Annotated in this window: 19 protein-coding genes; 18 read left to right on the top strand and 1 reads right to left on the bottom strand. The window is 51.5% G+C overall.

The features are described 5' to 3' along the window. Nucleotides 1–117: 117 nt before the first annotated feature. On the bottom strand, nucleotides 118–1,740 hold the full coding sequence (locus JFN88_RS08130) for a bifunctional metallophosphatase/5'-nucleotidase (protein ID WP_199018858.1): 1,623 nt from the start codon (nucleotides 1,738–1,740) through the stop codon (nucleotides 118–120). Between the two features lie 320 nt (nucleotides 1,741–2,060). Here JFN88_RS08130 and JFN88_RS08125 point away from each other — a divergent pair, with 320 nt between their 5' ends. From JFN88_RS08125 to hpt, 18 genes are all read left to right on the top strand, one after another. Beyond that, nucleotides 2,061–3,035 carry a phosphate/phosphite/phosphonate ABC transporter substrate-binding protein gene (locus JFN88_RS08125; RefSeq protein ID WP_199018857.1) on the top strand — a complete coding sequence of 325 codons (975 nt, stop codon included), beginning with the start codon at nucleotides 2,061–2,063 and terminating at the stop codon, nucleotides 3,033–3,035. A gap of 215 nt (nucleotides 3,036–3,250) precedes the next feature. Beyond that, nucleotides 3,251–4,024, top strand: coding sequence for a phosphonate ABC transporter ATP-binding protein (gene phnC / locus JFN88_RS08120; protein ID WP_199018826.1), 774 nt, complete (start codon nucleotides 3,251–3,253; stop codon nucleotides 4,022–4,024). After that, complete coding sequence (phnE, locus tag JFN88_RS08115; protein ID WP_199018825.1) at nucleotides 4,021–4,821, top strand: phosphonate ABC transporter, permease protein PhnE; 801 nt, start codon at nucleotides 4,021–4,023, stop codon at nucleotides 4,819–4,821. The genes phnC and phnE (JFN88_RS08115) overlap by 4 nt, the downstream gene beginning before the upstream one ends. Next, nucleotides 4,818–5,621 carry a phosphonate ABC transporter, permease protein PhnE gene (phnE, locus tag JFN88_RS08110; protein WP_199018824.1) on the top strand — a complete coding sequence of 268 codons (804 nt, stop codon included), beginning with the start codon at nucleotides 4,818–4,820 and terminating at the stop codon, nucleotides 5,619–5,621. Before phnE (JFN88_RS08115) ends, phnE (JFN88_RS08110) begins: the two co-directional genes overlap by 4 nt. A gap of 415 nt (nucleotides 5,622–6,036) precedes the next feature. Beyond that, nucleotides 6,037–6,579, top strand: a complete 543-nt coding sequence (gene spoVT, locus JFN88_RS08105; protein ID WP_199018823.1) for a stage V sporulation protein T — start codon at nucleotides 6,037–6,039, stop codon at nucleotides 6,577–6,579. A gap of 195 nt (nucleotides 6,580–6,774) precedes the next feature. Continuing rightward, on the top strand, nucleotides 6,775–8,469 hold the full coding sequence (locus tag JFN88_RS08100; protein ID WP_199018822.1) for a putative polysaccharide biosynthesis protein: 1,695 nt from the start codon (nucleotides 6,775–6,777) through the stop codon (nucleotides 8,467–8,469). Between the two features lie 29 nt (nucleotides 8,470–8,498). After that, nucleotides 8,499–10,007, top strand: a complete 1,509-nt coding sequence (gene yabN / locus JFN88_RS08095) for a bifunctional methyltransferase/pyrophosphohydrolase YabN (protein WP_199018821.1) — start codon at nucleotides 8,499–8,501, stop codon at nucleotides 10,005–10,007. Between the two features lie 187 nt (nucleotides 10,008–10,194). Continuing rightward, on the top strand, nucleotides 10,195–10,470 hold the full coding sequence (locus tag JFN88_RS08090) for an HU family DNA-binding protein (RefSeq protein WP_500048318.1): 276 nt from the start codon (nucleotides 10,195–10,197) through the stop codon (nucleotides 10,468–10,470). A 3-nt stretch (nucleotides 10,471–10,473) separates the two neighbouring features. After that, entirely contained in the window at nucleotides 10,474–10,752 is a 279-nt protein-coding gene (locus JFN88_RS08085) for an RNA-binding S4 domain-containing protein (protein WP_199018819.1), read from the top strand. A gap of 149 nt (nucleotides 10,753–10,901) precedes the next feature. Beyond that, complete coding sequence (gene yabP / locus JFN88_RS08080) at nucleotides 10,902–11,186, top strand: sporulation protein YabP (protein ID WP_199018818.1); 285 nt, start codon at nucleotides 10,902–10,904, stop codon at nucleotides 11,184–11,186. Continuing rightward, the gene (gene yabQ / locus JFN88_RS08075) at nucleotides 11,183–11,794 is read left to right on the top strand and encodes a spore cortex biosynthesis protein YabQ (protein WP_199018817.1); all 612 of its coding nucleotides are present in this window, start codon (nucleotides 11,183–11,185) and stop codon (nucleotides 11,792–11,794) included. The genes yabP and yabQ overlap by 4 nt, the downstream gene beginning before the upstream one ends. Nucleotides 11,795–11,798: 4 nt before the next feature. Next, complete coding sequence (locus JFN88_RS08070; protein ID WP_199018816.1) at nucleotides 11,799–12,116, top strand: FtsB family cell division protein; 318 nt, start codon at nucleotides 11,799–11,801, stop codon at nucleotides 12,114–12,116. Between the two features lie 316 nt (nucleotides 12,117–12,432). Further along, nucleotides 12,433–12,933 (top strand): S1 domain-containing RNA-binding protein, encoded by a 501-nt coding sequence (locus tag JFN88_RS08065; protein WP_199018815.1) that lies wholly within the window; start codon nucleotides 12,433–12,435, stop codon nucleotides 12,931–12,933. 391 nt (nucleotides 12,934–13,324) lie between these two features. Then, the gene (gene spoIIE / locus JFN88_RS08060; protein ID WP_199018814.1) at nucleotides 13,325–15,820 is read left to right on the top strand and encodes a stage II sporulation protein E; all 2,496 of its coding nucleotides are present in this window, start codon (nucleotides 13,325–13,327) and stop codon (nucleotides 15,818–15,820) included. 224 nt (nucleotides 15,821–16,044) lie between these two features. Next, a complete protein-coding gene (locus JFN88_RS08055; RefSeq protein ID WP_199018813.1) occupies nucleotides 16,045–16,770 on the top strand; it encodes a vWA domain-containing protein in 726 nt (241 codons plus the stop codon). After that, complete coding sequence (locus tag JFN88_RS08050) at nucleotides 16,691–17,668, top strand: serine/threonine protein kinase (RefSeq protein WP_233167572.1); 978 nt, start codon at nucleotides 16,691–16,693, stop codon at nucleotides 17,666–17,668. Before JFN88_RS08055 ends, JFN88_RS08050 begins: the two co-directional genes overlap by 80 nt. After that, on the top strand, nucleotides 17,593–19,155 hold the full coding sequence (tilS, locus tag JFN88_RS08045; protein WP_233167582.1) for a tRNA lysidine(34) synthetase TilS: 1,563 nt from the start codon (nucleotides 17,593–17,595) through the stop codon (nucleotides 19,153–19,155). Before JFN88_RS08050 ends, tilS begins: the two co-directional genes overlap by 76 nt. 88 nt (nucleotides 19,156–19,243) lie before the next feature. Beyond that, a complete protein-coding gene (gene hpt / locus JFN88_RS08040; protein ID WP_199018812.1) occupies nucleotides 19,244–19,783 on the top strand; it encodes a hypoxanthine phosphoribosyltransferase in 540 nt (179 codons plus the stop codon). Nucleotides 19,784–19,831 lie beyond the last annotated feature (48 nt).

The raw sequence follows: 19,831 nt of genomic DNA, 5'->3' as shown, positions 1-19,831 counted from the left end.
ATGAGATATGGAGCGAATTTCATGATTTGTGTTAATTTAGTTGACATTAAAAATAAGGCCCCTTATAATAAAAACACCAATCAATAAATATCCAGCTTTACCAATGTTCAGTTTGTGTTAGGACAGGACAATTTGCCAATTATGATCGCAGACTGCTGTGACCATGCCGTGTCTGGTCACATAATCCGCTACCAGATCGGCCATATCCGTCAAAATTTCCTTTACGACGGGTTTTCCTTTGTACATCTCGTAATCGCCGCCCCCGTTAGCGCGGTAATTGTTCATGACAACCTCCATTTCCATATGGGAGAGGATGTCCTTGCCTTCCATCGTTTGCAGCTTCACGACGCGATCACCTGCAGGTCGGGAAATATCCAGCTCATACCGAATGCCTTCCCACATATCGTAGTTGTAATGCTGCGCCTTGGGCGCAAGATAAGCCGGGTTCACTTCCAACAGTTGGTTCTCCCCGGATCGGAAGTAAGTGGCGGTCTGCTCGAGCGCGTCCCGGATAACCTGTCCTGTCAGCCGCAACACGATGAGTGTGTTCGGATACATAAAGTTCGTCAACACATCCCGCCGCGTAATGACAGGGCCGAAGCCTTTGGATGCCTCGTTCAGCAATGCCGCATTGGACACGGATACGCCTGCCGCGTCCATCTGAACCCGATTCACGAACTCTATAAAAGGATTATCGGCGACACGGCATGAGAATGGACTCGATACCTTCATATCTCCGTCTGTATGTCCGATCGTCTGATCCAGCCACTCCTGGGCAGCCGCTTCTACCCCGGAAGCCAGCTTGATTATGGCTTCGTCCGCAGGGATAGAATTCGTGGAGGTCAACAGCTCTGCCCGTTTGCCGGTTACAATCCACCGGCCCCCCTCCCGGGTGAGGCTGACCTCAATTTTTCCGAGCGCCTGCCCACCGGAGCCAGGCTGAACAACAGCGACATCGTGTACCTGGCCTGCAATCAACCGATGCTGATGGCCGGTAATGAGTACATCAATACCCGTGACCTCCCGGCAGATGGCATACGCCTGGTTTTCCCCCGTCAGTCTCTCCCAAGCTTCTCCCGTCTCCAAATCGCGCTCGAATCCACCATGATAAGCGACAATGAGCAGGTCGGGCGCCTCCACTTCCCGAATATGCGCCGTCCACTCTTTTACAGATTCCAAGGCATCGTTGAATTTCAGACCCTCAATATAATGGGCATGCTCCCAGTTCGGAATATAATGTGTTGTCACCCCAAGGATTGCCACCCGAATTCCTTCTCCGATTTCCTTGATTCTATAAGGCTTGCCAAAGGCGGGCTCTCCCGTTGCCGCGTTCACAATTCCTGCGGACAGCCATGGAAAATCCGAGTCTTCCATCGCCCGCTCCAAGACTTCGGGTCCATAATTGAACTCATGGTTTCCAGGCACAGCCGCATCATATTTCAGCGCGTTGCAGGCAGCAATTGCAGGATGCGTGCCTTCAATATATTTTACAGCATAGGAGGCTAGCGGCGTTCCCTGAATAAGGTCGCCATTGTCGATAAGCAGCAAATTTGGATTTTCCTCCCTTTCTCTGCGAACCATCGTGGCCAGCTTGGCCAGACCTAATGGCAATTCTTCGCTGCTGCGGTAATCGGTAGGGTAGAGATGTCCATGGATATCACTCGTGGCCAGAATGGTGCAGATTGCCTCATTATTCGTCTTCGTCACAATCGGTTCCTCACTTTTTAATCCGTTTTTCATCCTAATAATAGAATGTAGACCACGACTATAGCGCATACTCATTGTAATCACACTGCTGTGGCGGCGATGCGGCCGTCCTCATACAAAGCCGACATCAGCAGCCGGGAGCTGACCGCAATGAAAAATCTTGAAAAATAAGATGGAACAATCCGTTTACGCCCATTCTAGCAAATCAAAATAAGATGTCCATCAAAATTTCAAAAATTTACAAAAGTTCTCAATTTCTTTTACTTTCTATTAACAGAACTTTTATATATTTGGAACAAGCAGTTAAAATGATCATTTGGAGGTTATTCAGTTTGAGAAAATTATCTGGCATCATGATACCTTTACTACTATTCATTCTCGTTGTTAGCGGCTGTGGAGCCAAGGAGCCTGCAAATACAGGCAAAAATAGTGGCGCTGCCGCTCCATCCGGCGAAAACAAGTCGCAGACTGAGCAAAAGCCTTCCAACACTGCAAATGAAGGTTACGTACCGGAAAAGCTGACTGTGCAGTTTGTTCCCTCACAGAATGCGGATACTCTCGAAGCGAAGGCCAAGCCGCTTGAGAAGCTGCTGTCCGATCGTCTTCACATCCCGGTGAAGGTTAGTGTCTCTACAGATTACAATACAATTATTGAAGCCATGGCCTCGAAAAAGGTTGATGTCGGCTTCCTGCCTCCAACTGCTTATGTTCTGGCGAAAGAAAAGGGTGCAGCGGAGGTTATCCTTCAGGCACAGCGCTTCGGTGTCAAGGATGAGACCGGAGAACCGACGGATCAGCTTGTAGATTTTTATAAAGCAATGATTATTGTGAAGAAGGATTCTCCAATCAAATCGGTTGAGGAATTGAAGGACAAGCGGATTGCTTACCAGAACGTTACTTCTTCCGCTGGCTTTGTATGGCCGGCCGGCAAGCTGATGGAAGCAGGACTCAATCCGCTTAAGGATGTGCAGGCGATAACGATCAAAGGTCATGATCAGGGCGTGCTTGCTGTATTGAACGGGGATGTGGATGCCGCTGCGGTATTTCAGGATGCCCGTAATATTGTGAAGAAGGATTACCCGAAAGTATTCGAAGATACACGGGTGCTGGCCTTTACGGAAAAGATTCCGAATGATACGATCTCGGTCCGTTCCGATATTAACAAAGAATGGGCGGAGAAGATTCAACAAGCCTTTATCGACATCGGCAAGGATACGGAAGGCCATGCCATCATTAAGGATATTTACTCTCATGAGGGTTATGTGAAGTCAGAGGACAAAGTTTTTGATATCGTTCGCCAGTATGGGGAAAAGGTAAAGACCGAATAGGTTGAGCGAATTCACTGAACAGATTATTCGGATGAGGTGAAGTCTCGAATTGTACATGAAGCGGCAAACAGACGGTTGATTTTGCCAGCCAGTCAGAGTGCGGTTGCACTTTGGCTGGCTGTTTTAAGAGATGAGCCTTTTATGGGGGACAAGCTCCAGCATGCCAAGAAGCGCCGCAGGGGTATACAAAAAACGTTCAAAAGGATGAGAACCTTGTGATAGAGCTGAAAAATGTATCCAAAACCTATGCGAATGGAACGAAAGGTTTAAATCGTATTAGCCTCTCCGTGGACAAAGGGGAGTTTGTTGTGATCGTCGGCCTGTCAGGGGCAGGCAAGTCGACTCTGCTGCGGTCGATTAACCGTCTCCATGACATTACAGAAGGTGAAATTATAATTGATGGGAGCTCCATCACCAGGGCGTCAGGGAAGAGGCTGCGCAGAATCCGGCGTGATATCGGCATGATCTTCCAAAGCTTCAACTTGGTCAAGCGTACGACAGTGCTGCGCAATGTTTTGGCAGGGCGTGTCGGCTATCATCCCACCTGGCGTACGATTCTGGGATTGTTCCCGAAGCCGGATCAAGAGTTGGCCTTCCAGGCACTGGAACGGGTGAATATCGTAGAGAAGGCCTACACACGCGCAGATGAGCTGTCCGGGGGACAACAGCAGCGGGTAGCAATTGCCCGTGTGCTTGCTCAGGAGGCCAAGATCATACTGGCTGACGAGCCGGTAGCCTCTCTCGATCCATTGACGACCAAGCAGGTTATGGATGACCTCAAGCGAATCAATCAGGATCTCGGCATTACGACAATCGTCAATTTGCATTTTATCGATCCGGCCCGCCAGTATGCGACCCGGATCATTGGCCTTCGTGCTGGTGAGGTCGTATTTGACGGGCCTGTAGAGGATGCGACGGATGAGAAATTCTCCGAAATTTACGGTCGACCGCTCAGACAAGATGAGATGCTGGAGGAGCATGCGATATGAGCGGGAACCAACATACAGAACGGCGCGTTCGCCCACAGGCTCCCGGCAGGCTCAAGCATTATATGACCGTCGTTCTTGTCCTGCTGCTGCTCTGGGGCAGTGCCGTTCAGACGGAATCTACCCTTAGCGAGCTGATAGAGGGTCTGCCGAACGTGCTGGACTTGATCCGGCAAATGTTCCCTCCTAAATGGAGTTATGTGCGGCATATTACCGATGCGATGCTGGATACAATCCGGATGGCTTTGCTAGGGACAACAATAGGAGCGATAGCGGCGCTTCCTGTGGCCGTCTTAAGCGCGAGCAATTTGACTCGTACCAGATGGATCTACATGCCCGTCCGTTTCTTGCTCAATCTTGTCAGAACTATTCCGGACCTGCTGATGGCGGCGATTTTTGTCGCAATCTTCGGTCTTGGACCGCTGCCCGGCATATTCGCGCTGGCTGTATTTTCCTTCGGACTTATTGCCAAGCTGACCTATGAAGCGCTGGAGACGATTGATCGGGGGCCGCTTGAAGCGATGACGGCAGTAGGAGCCAACTACTTGCAGCTCATTGCTTACAGCGTCATCCCGCAAATACAGGCTCATTTTGCTTCCTACGTGCTCTACACTTTTGAGATTAATGTACGGGCCGCCGCAATTCTGGGTCTCGTAGGCGCAGGCGGCATCGGTTTGTATTATGAAGTAACACTTGGATATCTGGAGTACAACAAGACAAGCGTCATTATTCTCTTTACATTGGCAATTGTATTGATCATTGATTATCTCAGCTCGAAGCTGCGGGAGAAGTTGCTATGAGTAAATTAGGGAATGCATCGATTCGTAGGCCTAAGAAAAATCATTACCGCTGGCTGATCCTCGCAGCTGTTATTGCCGTATATGTTTGGGCGATTGCAGGGGTTCCATTTAACGGAATCAAGGAGACAGCAGGACAAATATCGAGGGCTATTCTATCTGGCCTCCTATCTCCCGACTGGGGATATGTCTATTTGCCGGAAGGCGAGGATTTGCTGCGTGGTCTACTGGATACGCTGGCTATCTCAGTACTTGGAACAGCAATATCTACAGTTATCTGTATTCCCTTCGCTTTTTGGGCCGCATCGAATTTGAGCCGCACAAGGCTCATATCCAGCTCAGGTAAGCTGCTGCTCAGTGTCATCCGGACCTTCCCTGAAATCATCATGGCGCTGTTATTCATCAAGGCGGTCGGTCCGGTTGCCTTTGCCGGGGTGCTGGCGCTAGGCCTCCATTCGGTTGGGATGCTGGGCAAGCTGTTTGCTGATGAAATTGAAAATATGGATAAGGGCCCAGTAGAGGCATTGACCGCATCCGGCGCAAATCGGTTGCAAATTTTGTGGTTTGCGGTCTTACCGCAGGTGCTCCCGGGTTTCCTATCCTATATGCTGTACCGGTTCGAAATCAATGTGCGCTCGGCGACGATATTGGGCATTATTGGAGCAGGAGGCATCGGGACACCGCTTATTTTTGCCCTCAGCTCGCGGAGCTGGGACCGGGTAGGAATCATTCTGCTCGGTATTATTGTAATGATTACGTTGATCGACTGGATCTCGGGTGCAATCCGCAAAAAGCTTGTTTAAACGCAGGCAGTCAGGTGCGGCTATAGCCAAACAAGTCAGCAAAGCGACTTAGTTATCTAACATAAAGTGTGACCAAACAGCGAAGGCTCCGGGCAGGGTGTCTTCGCTGTTTCACGTGGAACGGATGGGGTATCCTTTGGCGAATTATGCTCAAAAATTGTGTGCGAAGGGAGATGTATAAGAATTTGGGAGCGGATGAATACTATGGTCAGATTCGAAAGGACTTCAATCGGCGCATTGGCGCTGTAGGGCGTCGGTGTGTTGGAACATTTACGATGGCTGCGCACCGGCTTTGGTCTCTTGCATGAATCTTGAGCATAGCTAACGGACAGCCGCTGATGTCTGCCAGACAACGACCGTCCAGGTTGTATAATCCCAAGAAATTAAAAATTTGGTGAAAGTGGGGCAACATGAAATGAAAGCAACAGGAATCGTGCGTCGTATCGATGATCTCGGCCGTGTGGTCATCCCCAAGGAAATCCGCCGGACGCTGCGCATACGTGAAGGCGACCCGCTTGAAATTTTTGTAGACCGTGATGGAGAGGTTATCCTTAAGAAATATTCCCCGATCGGCGAGCTAGGCGATTTTGCCAAAGAATATGCCGAGTCCTTGTTTGAGAGTACCAATCACATTACGATGATTTCAGACCGGGATACCATTATCGCGCTCGCTGGAGCATCCAAGAAGGAATATCTGGACAAGCAGATCGGGCAGTTGCTGGAGAGCTGTATGGAGAATCGCAAGACTGTAGCCGAGTCCTCAAGCACAACCCAGGAGCTGGTAAAGGACAACAACGAGACTTATACTTCCCTTGTCGCTGCGCCTATTATTGCCGGGGGAGACCCGATTGGAACGGTCATTCTGGTCAGCAAGGATGAATCTGTTAAAATGGGCCAAATGGAGATCAAGATGGCTGAGACGGCCGCAGGTTTCCTGGCCAAGCAAATGGAGCAGTAATTTCTCCGTTGTATGGAAATTGGCGGCTAGGTCTGTCCACAATATTATTTCAGAGAAAAAGCTTCCACAGCAAGGGATGACAACTGCTGCGGAAGCCTTTTTCGTTAAGAGGCACCTGTCCAGCATAACCACATTCGTTCATTTTAAAGTATAATGGGAGAAATGTGTGTCAGTCAGGAACAGATAGGCAGGTGCTTGTTCTTATATATGAGTGTTGTCAAAGATACGCAAATTTCAGCGGCTTCGAGTGCCGAGGCGTCCTCGCGAAAGGATCATTGGCTGCATGGAGCCGTGCTGCTGGGCGGTGCTGCGCTATTCAGCAAGGTGCTGGGTACGTTCCAGAAGATTCCGCTGCAGAATCTGGCCGGAGACCGGGTATTCGGCATTTACAATGCCGTGTATCCGCTCTATCAACTGCTGTTGTACCTCTCTTCCGCAGGAATACCGGTAGCAGTCTCGTTGTTGATAGCAAAGTATCATGAAGCCGGGGACAGGGCGGCAATGAGGGGGGTGCTTCGCGCTGGTCTGCTGCTGCTTATGGCCGGAGGGTTGCTGGGCTTTGGCGTGATGTGGCTAATCGCTGATCTGGCCGCCTCCTGGCTGGGTGACCCGGACACGGCATGGGCAATTCGCATGGCTTCGCTCGGCCTCTGGCTCGTCCCGGCAGTGGGCGCATTGCGCGGCTATTACCAGGGACAGCAGCAGATACTCCCCTCGGCGCTGTCTCAGGTAATAGAACAGACATTCCGCGTAGCCGCCATGCTCTCGCTGTTGCTGGCGGGACTTGCTGCAGGCTGGCCAGCAAGCCATATCGCTGCCGGGACGATGGCAGGGACGATAGCAGGAGGTGCAGCAGGTCTGGCAGTGCTGCTGCTGTTCTGGCTGCGGGACCCGGCTCTGCGCATCCGGCCCCATTATGCTGGGCACGATGCAGAGGCAAAGTCATGGAGAGGATTGCTTTCTTCGATGCGCAATCTGGCACGGCTGGCCTTGCCGGTGGCGTTCGGCTCCCTGGCTGTTCCTGTCGCAGGGATCGTCGATGCAATAACCGTACCTCGCCTGCTTGCGGCTTCAGGCTTGGGAGGCACGGACCTGATGACGATGTTCGGTCTCTACAGTCGCGGCCAGCCACTGGTACAACTGGTCGTTATGGTGGCCGGCGGAGCGGCTGGCGCGCTCGTTCCCATTCTGGCCGTCGCCCGTGCAAGGGGAGATCTGGCGGACATGTCGGTACGAACAGAGCTGGCCATGCGCTTTACCTGGTGGTTCGGCACGGCCGCTACGGTCGGTCTGGTGTGGCTGGCTGAACCGATCAACATATTGCTATACTCGGATAACCAGTCCACCTGGACCTTTATCTGGGTATGCTGTACAGCGCTTGCCGGCTCGCTCAATGCAGTGACTGCAGCCCTGCTGCAAGGCATGGGTTCAGTGCGGCTACCGGCACTGCTGCTGCTTGTGGCGGCGCTCCTGAAGGGGCTGCTTAATGCCGTGCTTGTGCCGGCATATGGCATTGAAGGCGCCGCCTACGCCGGCGTTATTGCGCTCACCGCAGCCGCTCTGCCGGGCGTCATCGTGGCCGTACGCACCGCCGGCGTTCGCCTGCCCGCCAGGCCTTACGCGGCGGGCACTGCGTTTGCGCTCGCGTGCATGCTCGCAGCGCTATGGCTGCTCGAGCGCCTGCATGGCGGGCTGCTCGATGTGCTGCCGCTGCCAGGCCGCGGCGCAGCGGCAGTGCTTGCGCTGACGGGCGTGGCCGTCGGCGCAATGGTGTTCGCCGCAGCGCTGGTTGCCAGCGGCGGCCTGAGCGCGCGCGAGCTGCGCGCGCTGCCCGGCGGCAGCAAGCTCGCCGGGCTGTTGGAACGATTGCGCCTGCTGAAACGCGCATAAGCAAGCATAACGATGAAGGAGAGAAAAGGATGGAACCGTTAATTACAATTGCCGGGCTCGGCTCCGGGGATGCCGACCAGCTGAGCCTCGGCGTATGGCGCAAAATCCAGCAGACGGAGCGGCGCTATGTCAGAACTGGCAAGCATCCGATGCTGAGTCTGTTGGACGAAGAAGGGCTGGGCTATTCCACCTTCGATTACATATATGAGGCATCCGATTCCTTCCCTGATGTCTATGAAGCGATAACCGGGGAGCTGCTGCGGCTCGCAGAGGAACAGGCCGCTAAGGTAGCGCAGGACGGCTCCGGGCAGGCAGCAGGCATTCTGTATGCCGTACCGGGCCACCCGATGGTGGCAGAGCGAACGGTGCAGCTTCTCCGCGAGCGCTGCCCGGAGCGGGGGGTACGGCTTGAGATTGCGGGCGGTCAAAGCTTCCTCGATCAAGCCTTTGTCTCGCTAGGCTTTGATCCGATCGAGGGCTTTCAGTTGCTGGATGCAGCCGGGATGCAGCCTTCCCAGCTTGATCCGCGTCTTCATACCCTGATCGGACAAGTGTATGATATGTATACCGCCTCCGAGGTGAAGCTGACGCTAATGGAGCGCTACCCGGATGAACATTCGGTTGTCGTCGGCCACGCGCTAGGAGTGCCGGGCGAGGAACAGGTGGTCACGATTCCGCTGTATGAGCTGGACCGGATTGAAGGCTATGGCAATCTGTCGCTGATTTATGTGGCTGCGAGTACGGATGACCGCTTGCGCAATCGTTCCTTTGAAAGGCTGCATGAAATTGTTCGCATTCTCCGCAGTCCGGAAGGTTGTCCATGGGATCGCGAGCAGACGCATCAGTCGATTCGCAAAAATTTCATCGAAGAAACTTACGAGGCTATTGAAGCGCTGGATAATGATGATCCTGAAGGAATGCGGGAGGAATTCGGCGATGTCGTCCTCCAGGTCTTGCTGCACAGTCAGATGGAGGAGGAACTGGGCAGCTTCAGCGTATATGACGTTATTGAGTCGCTCAATGAAAAGCTGATTTTCCGTCATCCTCATGTTTTTGGCGGTAAGGACGCCGATAATGCCGAGGAGGCGCTAAACAACTGGGAGCAGATGAAGGCTGAGGAAAAGGCCGCGAAAGGAATAAGCCAGCGCACTTCTGTGCTTGATGGCGTACCGCCGATGCCGGCGCTGATGAAGGCTTACAAGCTGCAGAAGAAGGCGGCCAAGGTTGGATTTGACTGGGACAACCTGGACGATGTGTTTGCCAAAGTGCAGGAGGAATTGCAGGAGCTGCGCGAGGCGGCCGATTCAGGGGATCCGGAGAGGATGGCGGACGAACTTGGAGACTTGCTGTTTGCCGCTGTCAATCTATCACGCTTCCTCCATGCCGATCCGGAAGAGTCGCTAGAGCGCACCAACCGTAAGTTTTTAAGGCGTTTTTCCTATATTGAAGATCAACTTCGTATAAACGGCAAAACTTTTGACCAGACTGATTTAATAGAAATGGATCAATGGTGGGAGGAGGCGAAACGGCTGAAATAGCAGCCTTATCGAGGATCAGTTTGCAGCAGCTTGATGCTTCTCGGAACATACTTTCATAAAAAAGTTATGATAGGGGCAGGATTTTATCAGCAGCGGGCAGAATATATCCTTCGGAAGTCGTTTCACTCTGTAAATCAAGCGATAAACCGCTACTACAAAATCAAAGAATCAATTTAGGAGGCAAACAATAATGAATAAAACCGATTTAATCAATAACATTTCTGCAAAAAGCGGGCTTTCCAAGCGCGATGTCGAGACTGTACTGAACAACTTCCTGGGCGAAGTAACAGAAGCGCTCTCCAGCGGCGACAAAGTACAGCTGATCGGCTTCGGAACATTCGAAACTCGCAAGCGCAACGGCCGTATCGGACGCAACCCGCAAACAGGCAATACGATCGAAATTCCGGAATCCAACGTGCCCGCGTTCAAAGCCGGCAACAAATTAAAAGAAGCTGTAAAGTAAGTCATGCGTTTGGATAAATTCCTGAAAGTTTCGCGTATAATCAAGCGTCGTACCGTCGCCAAGGATGTATCCGATCAGGGGCGTGTATGGATTAATGGGCGCGAAGCCAAGCCAAGCAATACCGTCAAGCCCGGTGACGAGTTGAAAATTCAGTTCGGGCAAAAGTTTGTCACCGTGCGGGTTGAGCGTCTGGCTGAATCCACCCGTAAAGATGAGGCCGAGCAATTATATACAGTGTTGGCTGAAGAAGCGATTCCGCGTACCGACCCACTTAACTGGTAAATCGCCGGTACTGTGAAGTCGGTTATGTTTCAAGAGAAGGGACGACTGCATGTGCAGTTGTCTCTTTTTTTGTACTCTAGCTGCGCACTTTGCTGTTCTACTCCCCGTCCATCCTGCATAACCTAGTGATGGAAGGGGGGGACCAAGCTATGAATGACCAAGCCAAAACCAAGCGTCAAGAAATAAAAATGCTGAACCGGAAGCTGCTGGAAATCTCCGGGGTTAGCAATGTGGAGAGCTTTGACAATGAGGAGTTTTTGCTCGACACCGACTACGGGTTTTTAGCAATCAAGGGACAAAACCTGCATATCAAGCATCTGAACCTCGAGCAGGGGCTCGTCGCCATTGAAGGACTTGTCCATTCGCTCGCCTATCTGGATGGCCAGGGAACAGCAATCAAATCCAAAGGGTTGTTCGGAAAGCTGTTCAAGTGAATCTGAGCGTGCAGTTCGGGACCCTGATGATGATGCTGTTGTCAGGAATTGGAATGGGCATTGCTTTTGACAGCTACAGGGTCGTGTCGAATCGTTTACATATTGGCCGACTGTTGATTCCAATTTTAGACTTATTGTACTGGCTTGCAGCAACAATTATAGTATTTCGCGTTTTGATGGCAAATAATGATGGGGAAGTTCGGATTTACATTTTTATAGGACTACTAATAGGTATTGGGTTCTATTTTTGGCTGTTCAGTTCAACAGTGATTGCTTTTGTGGTATGGTTAATAGAAACTATACGTAAATTGATTCGGTTCTTGGTACGTTGCTTCGAGCTGCTGGTTATCAAACCGATGCTGATACTCTATAAGCTCGTTCGGGTGCTGTTGGGATTTGCGCTGGCAATTTCATTGTTTATTTTAAAGTTGACCGGTCAGTTGCTGCGTCCGTTCTGGCTTCTGCTCGCCTGGATGATCAGGCCTGCTGTCAGACCGTTATGGCGAGCAATTGAGCCGTATTGGAAGAAAATAGATATTGCCGGACGGTTCATACGTATCCGGACAAGTTGTATCGCATTATGGAAAAGATGGTTTGGGGAGGATTGAATACATGAGGACAAGCAGTGCATCCAAGACAACTTCATATGAAGGCTCCAGGAGACGCTTGAAGTTATGGTTGATCTTCGTCATTCTCTTTATGGGCTGGGCCGCTTATACAATGGTGAATCAGGGCTACAGCAAAGGGGATACCTACACGAGATACCTTGCTGCCCAAGGGAAGCTCGATGAGATCAATGCGCAGAAGGAGCAGCTTGATCAAAGGGTGAATATGCTGAATGATCCGGAATATATTCAAGAACTTGCCCGCAAAGAATATGGCATGACGCTGCCGGGCGAGAAGCCGATTCAGGTATCTGGTTCGAATTAGCTTCCGCTTAAGCTAACGTCTGTTGACCTTGCTTCTTCGGTTCGGTTATAATCACGGTAATGGAGGTTTGCAGTAATTTTGATAATATAAGGAATTTCAGGGTCATCCCCGGTTATACTTATAGTTCAACATACTGCGATTAACCGCCCAGAGGTTTATTTGTGCGGATTTAACCGGCATCCCGGTTTAAGCAAGAGTAAATTTCATGACTTGTGCGAGCATGTATTCCACTGTGCTGCATCCGCTGGTATAATAGAAGAGACAGCAGTCGATCACGTCTGCTTCGCAAAACTTTTAGGGAGGAACATTTTATTCTATGGCAATTGAAGTGGGAGCCAAATTAGAGGGCAAAGTGACAGGCATTACTCATTTCGGGGCATTCGTCGATTTGTCAGGGGGTGTCACTGGGCTCGTTCACATTTCGGAAATTGCCGATAATTACGTCAAGGACGTTAAAGATCATCTCAAGATTGACGATGTCGTCAAAGTAAAAGTGATCAACGTGGACAAAGACGGAAAGATCGGACTTTCCATTAAACAGGCGATTGACCGTCCAGAAGGGCATCAGCCGTCTGCACCACCGCGTGAGCGCTTCGGTGGCAGTGGCGGTGGCGCAGGAGGAGGAGACCGTTTTCCGCGAGGAGGCGGTGATCGTGGAGGTCGTCCATTTAAATCAGGCGCTGGAAAACCGTCTTTCGGCAAACCTTCATTCGAGGATAAAATGTCGCGATTCCTGAAGGATAGCGAGGAGCGCATCTCTTCACTCAAGAAAAACACGGAATCCAAGCGTGGAGGCCGTGGAGCCAAACGCGTATAAGTTGAACATTGTCATATAGAAGCAGAACCTCATGGTTCTGCTTTTTTTTATGTTCTTCCCGCCCATAAAGGTCATGAAACGCCAATTTTAATTTAGAACCAAAACTTTCCCTGATGTATCCTGCTCCTCCGACAGGTTCGGACGCTGTCCCCCACTGCATGGTATGCGGGTAGCGACGTTTTTTGTAGACGGCAAACCGACATATGTAAAGGAAGTAGGCAACGCAAACATAGACGGGGACTGGGTGCGACACCGAATTGTCACCTGATTTTGACAGGCTCATTTTTGTCGGAAAAAACTTTTGGACAAGCTACGAGTTCTGACAAACTTTATAAAACCTGACTCCTATAATAAGAGGCACATCAAAAACTCGGAATGGTGGTGCCAAATCATGGACAAGCAAAATCTGGTGTTGTGGCCTGGAGCAAAACGTACAGGCGCGGTGAATACGGCAATTCAAAAAGGGCTGAGCTGGGCGGCAACGCGCAGATGGGTTCAAATGGTCGCAGCCAAGCGTTGGACATTACTGTTCATAGCGGTTGGCTTCCTGCTTGGGCGCGCAATCATTTTGGAGTCGCTCTCTCCTTTCGCCATTGCTTATTTTGCAGTCATCTATTTTCTCCGCAAGGATGCTTATCGTATTGTCGCCATATCGCTTGTCGCAGGAAGCTGGCTGTCGGCTTCACCGGCTCCGGCCTGGATTGCATTGCAACTGGCTGTCTTTTTCCTGATTGTCAAAGGGCTGGAGGCTTATGAGAAGGCGGAGCTAAACTATGCGCCGCTGCTCGTCTTTATTTCCATCCTGCTGGTTCGGCTGTTTCATGTCGTCATTACAGATGCGCTAGGCTGGTATGAGCTGATGATGGTGGGCGTGGAGGCGTGCCTGAGCTTTGTACTGACGCTAGTCTTCATTCAGGCATTACCTGTATTGACAATGACGAAGCGGTCAGCCTCGCTGAAGACGGAGGAAATCATATGCATGATGATTATGCTTGCTTCCATTATGACCGGAGCGGTGGGTTGGATAGTCTATGTCATGTCAGTTGAGCATGTCATGTCAAGATATTTGCTGCTGCTGTTCGCCCTTGTCGGCGGGGCCCCGTTCGGCGCTTCGGTCGGGGTTGTGGCCGGGCTTATCCTCAGTCTGGCGGATATGAACGCCATTGTGCAGATGAGCCTGCTCGCTTTCGCCGGGCTGCTGGCAGGCCTGCTCCGCGATGGAGGCAAAACGGCGGTTGCTTTCGGAATGCTGCTCGGTACTTCTATATTATCCATTTATGTGGGAAGTCAAACCGATATTATGGCCTCGACCTGGGAATCCGTAGCTGCAGTGTTGCTATTCTTATTTACACCGCGCAGCGTCATTCAGACGATTGCCCGCTATGTGCCCGGTACGAATGAGCACTTGAAATCGCAGCATGAATACGCTAAACGGGTTCGGGATGTGACGGCGCAACGGGTCACACAGTTTTCCGAAGTATTCCGGCAGCTTGCCCGCAGTTTCAGCCCGCTCGTTCAGACCACAGATACCGTGAAAAAGAGGGAGGAGGAGGTTGATCATTTTATGAATGTGGTGGCAGAGAAAACATGTGCAAGCTGTCATCGCAAAAATCTGTGCTGGGAGGGGAAGTTTTATCAGACGTATAATTTGATGACAGAAATGATGCTGTCGATTGAGGAGGATAGAAAACCGGGGGTCAAGGAGGTACCCCGCGAGTGGAAAACGCATTGCGTCAAACCGCAGCAGGTGCTTGGTGTCATGCAGCAGCAGTATGAGCTGCATCAGCATGATCAGAATTATAAGAAGCAGCTTCAGGATGCTCGTCAGCTTGTGGCGGATCAGCTATCCGGCGTATCTCAGGTCATGGAAGATTTGGCGAAGGAAATCAAACGGGAGGGGCAGGAGCTTCATCTTCAGGAGGAGCAAATTCGCGAGGCGCTGGAGGGGCTTGGCTTATCCATTCAAAGCGTCGACATTATTTCGCTGGAAGAGGGGAATGTGGAGATCGAAATTACTCATACATTCGGCAAGGGCTATGATGAGTGCCGCAAAATCATTGCGCCGCTGCTGAGCGATATTTTGGGTGAGCATATTGCCGTCAAGACGGAACGCTATGCCGAGCAGACCGGACACCCGTCCAAGGTGCAGTTTGGTTCGGCGAAGGAGTACGAAGTGGAGACAGGAATTGCCGGAGCTGCAAAAGGGGGAGATTTATTATCGGGTGACAGTTTCAGCACGGTAGAACTGGGCAACGGAAAATTTGCCGTCGCGATCAGCGATGGCATGGGCAATGGCGAGCGGGCTCGTCTGGAGAGCAGTACGGCGCTCTCCATCTTGCAGCAGCTGCTGCAATCCGGGATGGATGAAAAGCTGGCGATCAAGTCAGTCAATTCCGTGCTGTTGTTGCGTTCGTCCGATGAAATGTATGCCACTGTCGATGTAGCCTTGATTGATATGTACACAGCCAAGACGACTTTTATGAAAATCGGGTCGACACCGAGTTTTATTAAGCGGGGAAGCGAGGTCATTATGATCACTGCCAATAATCTGCCGGTCGGTATCCTGCAGGAGATCGACGTGGATCTGATCCGGGTGCAGCTGCAGCCGGGCGATACGCTCATTATGATGACAGACGGCATCTATGATGCTCCCGGCCACGCCGTCAACAAGGAACTGTGGATGAAGCGGGTCATTCAGGAAATTCAGGAGGATCAGCCGCAGGAAATTGCCGAGCAGTTGCTGGATAAGGTCGTTCGGCATCATGATGGCCAGATTATAGATGATATGACGGTAGTCGTCGCCAAGATTGAGAAGCATCAGCCGGAATGGGCGACGTTCCGCTGGCCGGGGTTGTCCAGATTGGAGCGGCCTAGGACGGTAAGCTGATTGCAGCGGAAGACGCCCGGAGTTAACAGTTGAGCGAAGGCAAAGCTGAGTGGAGTGGGATCAGGATGGTCATGCCGCCTGATCCCTTATTATATTTTTAACTGCTGTGAGGATTTTCATTAGAATCTATTCTATTCTTGTCCTTGATACCGTTTATGTCCAGGCGCTTAAGGGAATCATGATAGAGTGCAAGTCATAGATAACCATCCAAGGAGGAGAAGACAATGAAGCAGATTCTATTAATTACGGACGGATGCTCCAATGTCGGCATGAATCCGGTCACGGCGGCAGCCCATGCCTATGCGGAAGGCATCACCGTGAATGTAGTCGGTGTGCTGGATCAGGGCGATTTGGGCGAGGCCGGCGCAACGGAAATTCATGAAATTGCTAAAGCAGGGGGCGGCCTGAGCCGGCTTGTCCATACGAAGGAGCTTGCTCGGACCGTGCAGATGATGACCCGCAAGACGGTCATGCATACGATACAGCACGCGGTTCACAAAGAATTAAAGCAAGTGCTCGGAAATTCCTCGCTGGAAAGTCTCCCTCCGGAAAAAAGAGGCGAGGTTGTCAGAGTGATGGATGAGTTGGGCGAGACCTCTGAACTTCGCGTTGCACTGCTCATAGATGCGAGCGCCAGCATGAAGCCTAAGCTTCAGGCCGTTGAGGAAGCGATCAAGGATCTGATGCTCAGCCTGCAATCCCGCCAGGGCGAGAGCGAGCTGTCAGTATTCCACTTTCCAGGCGGCAAGCATGGCGAGGGCGCTGCCCTTGATATGAGCTGGACGCGCACCATGAAGGATATTCCGGCTTTGTTTGCCAGACTTCACATGCAGGGAACAACGCCTACAGGCCCTGCAATTATGGAGGTCATTGATTTTTATAGAAAAGACGATTATGGTAGAGGACATAGAGATGACACGGACGGGCTGCGGAGTGACTACGTCGTTTGATCTGTCGCTGGGCAGCGGCGCTGTGCTATATGGAAAGTGGAACGGCGGGCGCTATGAAATAGTGCGTCCGCTTGGGGAAGGCGCCAACGGCAAAGTATATCTTGTTTCCAATCGCGGGAGGAACTATGCGCTCAAGGTAGGGGCAGACGTTGCTGATCTGCAATCGGAAATCAATGTACTCCGTTCCATTGCGTCCAGACAGTCCAGAGGAGTAGAGCCGTTCCTGGTCCATATCGATGATTTCACACATGCGGGGCGAGATTACAACTTCTATGTCATGCAATACATACAAGGTATGACGATGACAGAATATTTGCAGCGTGAAGGAAATGATTGGTATTCCCTGCTCGGTGTACATTTGCTGCGTCAGCTCACACAGCTGCATCAGGAGGGGTGGGTATTCGGGGATTTGAAGCTGGATAATGTGCTGGTCAGTCAATATGGCCGTGCCCATCTGATCGATTACGGAGGCGTTACGGCAATCGGCAAAAGTGTCCGCCAGTTCACTGAGCTGTATGACCGCGGGTATTGGTCTGCCGGTTCACGGCGTGCCGACCCGGCCTATGATTTATTCTCGCTGGCAGTGCTGCTGATTCAGGTGATGGAAGACCGCAAGCTTGCTCATCTATCAAAATCCCGTGACCGATCGGCGGAACAGCTGCTGGCGCTGGTCAAGGAGAGCGCAGCGCTTGAGCCTTTTCAGGGATGGTTTAAAGCGGCGTTAAGCGGCAGCTTTCGCGGCGCGAGCGAGGCATCCACGGCTTGGCAGAGCCAGTACCGATCCAGAAGCGAATTTCGGCAGCGCAGAAAGTCCAGCTCCCGATGGCTGCTGCGGGCATTTACAACATCGATATTGGTGCTGGCGGCAACTGCGTACTGGTACTTGAATGTGAATTAATAGTAGTGGAAGGCTGCATTTTAGGTTGTTGTCAGGATGGCCAGGCAATAGAGAGGATGGAGATCATGGAGGAATTGGTCAAACGGGTCAGGGATGCGGCAGCGGAGTATGGGCTGTGGCGCGCCGGGGATACCATTTTGACAGCGTTGTCGGGAGGTCCGGATTCAATGGCGCTGCTCCATATTCTTCAACAGCTGGCCGAGGCGGAGCAGCTCACACTTGCCGCCGCCCATGTCAATCATGGGTTTCGCATCGAGGAATCTGCCCGTGAGGCCGCGGTTGTGGCGCAGTGGTGCGCCATCATCGGAATTCCGTTAAAATTCGGAGAACTTGCGCTGCCTGATTATATCGAGCGAACAGGGATGAATGCGCAGGCGGCCGCGCGGGAGCACCGGTATGCCTTTTTACATGAGGCGGCGGCCGCTTGCGGGGCGCAGCGCATTGCGCTCGGACATCACGCGGATGATCAGTCAGAGACCGTCATGATGCGCATTATTCGCGGGACAAGCCCTGGAGGACTCTCGGGAATGCCAGTTTCGCGAACAGAAAAAAACGTGGAACTCATACGTCCCCTGCTGCGTATTAACAAGTCAGAGCTTCTTTCGTACTGCGATCGTCACCAGCTTCCTTACAGCACCGACAGCAGCAACTTCAAGCGGAATTACTTTCGCAACAAAGTGAGACTGGATGTTATTCCCTATCTGGAAAAATTAAATCCGAAGCTGCCCGAATCTTTGCTGCGTCTGGCAGACATGGCCCGCTCGGATGATGATTATATCGAGCAGCAGGCGGTTGTGCTGTTTAAGGAGAGGGTCCGGCTGGAGGCCGGAAGAGCGGTCATGAACCGCTCGGCACTGACGGACATCCACGTCGCTTTACAAAGGAGAATGATTAAACTAATATTAAACTATCTTATTCAGGAAAAAGACGCCATTACATACGAGCGGATCGAAGCGATTCGGGAAGCGGCGAAGCACGGCTCCATATCCGGTGAGAGCATGGATGCGGGAGGCGGAATCCGGTTTAGCATCGATTACGGAACCCTGTTATGGCAACAGGCCAAGGACTCCAATTCATTCGGCCCTTATGAGTATGAGCTGGCAGAGCATGCCGGACGACTGCTGATCGCACAGACACGAATGGAATGGATAGTGGACACCCTGAATATTCCAGGGAAAGACTGGCCAACACGACCAGTCTCGCGCTATGAGGCATGGTTTGACAGCGAGGCGCTGGCGTATCCTCTCTTCGTCCGGAACCGGCGGCCTGGAGATTATATGGAGGTGTTAGGACTAAACGGCACAAAAAAAGTGCAAGATATGTTCGTTGACGCGAAATGGCCGCGTTCGAAGCGGGACACAGCGCCCATACTTTGCGACGCTAATGGAAGAATTTTATGGATTCCCGGTCTCCGTCGGTCTGTTCATGCCCTTGTCGGTAAAACATCCAAGGTGCTGCGGATGCGAGTGACCTGCTTGTCAGAGTAAGCAACAATTTATTTCATTCCTACTTGAATGCGGGCCCGATTATAAACATAAGTTGAATTAAGCTATTATAAAACAGGAGGTCGCAGCATTGTTAGACGACATCAAGGAAGTATTATATGATGCACAGCAAATTCAAGATAAAATCAAGGAACTAGGCGATACGCTCAGCCGTGATTTCGAAGGGCGGAATCCGCTCGTTATTTGCGTCTTGAAAGGCGCGTTTATTTTTATGGCGGATCTGGTTAAAAACATCAATATCCCGCTCGAAATCGACTTTATGGCCATTTCCAGCTACGGTCAGTCGACCAAGTCCTCGGGAATTGTAAAAATTATCAAGGATTTGGACGTTCCGGTTGAAGGAAGAGATGTCCTCATTGTAGAAGACATTATTGACAGCGGCTTGACGCTCAGCTATCTGATTGATGTGCTCGAAAGACGCAACTCCAAATCGGTTACCGTGGTGACGCTCTTTGACAAGCCGACCCGCCGGACTGTCGATCTGGAAGCTAACTATACAGGCTTCAGCCTGCCGGATGAATTTGTCGTAGGCTATGGGCTTGATTATGCGGAGAAGTACCGCAATTTGCCTTTTATAGGCGTACTTAAACCGGAAGTCTACTCAAAATAAGACAGGTAACCGCCGTACATGCCGATCCTCCGTGCGGTTCTATTGAGA

This window comes from Paenibacillus roseus (assembly GCF_016424485.1).
GTDB lineage: Bacteria > Bacillota > Bacilli > Paenibacillales > Paenibacillaceae > Paenibacillus_D > Paenibacillus_D roseus.
Note: the sequence above shows the minus strand (reverse complement) of the source record. Positions and strands in the feature narration are given on the sequence as shown.

Excerpts from the sequence above, each read along its gene's own strand:
- phnE (WP_199018824.1), top strand. The coding sequence starts at position 4,818 with ATGAGTAAATTAGGGAATGCATCGATTCGTAGGCCTAAGAAAAATCAT.
- yabN (WP_199018821.1), top strand. The coding sequence starts at position 8,499 with ATGGAACCGTTAATTACAATTGCCGGGCTCGGCTCCGGGGATGCCGAC.
- JFN88_RS08130 (WP_199018858.1), bottom strand. The coding sequence starts at position 1,740 with ATGAAAAACGGATTAAAAAGTGAGGAACCGATTGTGACGAAGACGAAT.
- JFN88_RS08055 (WP_199018813.1), top strand. The coding sequence starts at position 16,045 with ATGAAGCAGATTCTATTAATTACGGACGGATGCTCCAATGTCGGCATG.
- JFN88_RS08085 (WP_199018819.1), top strand. The coding sequence starts at position 10,474 with ATGCGTTTGGATAAATTCCTGAAAGTTTCGCGTATAATCAAGCGTCGT.
- JFN88_RS08070 (WP_199018816.1), top strand. The coding sequence starts at position 11,799 with ATGAGGACAAGCAGTGCATCCAAGACAACTTCATATGAAGGCTCCAGG.
- yabP (WP_199018818.1), top strand. The coding sequence starts at position 10,902 with ATGAATGACCAAGCCAAAACCAAGCGTCAAGAAATAAAAATGCTGAAC.
- spoVT (WP_199018823.1), top strand. The coding sequence starts at position 6,037 with ATGAAAGCAACAGGAATCGTGCGTCGTATCGATGATCTCGGCCGTGTG.
- JFN88_RS08125 (WP_199018857.1), top strand. The coding sequence starts at position 2,061 with ATGATACCTTTACTACTATTCATTCTCGTTGTTAGCGGCTGTGGAGCC.
- tilS (WP_233167582.1), top strand. The coding sequence starts at position 17,593 with ATGGCTGCTGCGGGCATTTACAACATCGATATTGGTGCTGGCGGCAAC.
- JFN88_RS08065 (WP_199018815.1), top strand. The coding sequence starts at position 12,433 with ATGGCAATTGAAGTGGGAGCCAAATTAGAGGGCAAAGTGACAGGCATT.
- spoIIE (WP_199018814.1), top strand. The coding sequence starts at position 13,325 with ATGGACAAGCAAAATCTGGTGTTGTGGCCTGGAGCAAAACGTACAGGC.
- phnE (WP_199018825.1), top strand. The coding sequence starts at position 4,021 with ATGAGCGGGAACCAACATACAGAACGGCGCGTTCGCCCACAGGCTCCC.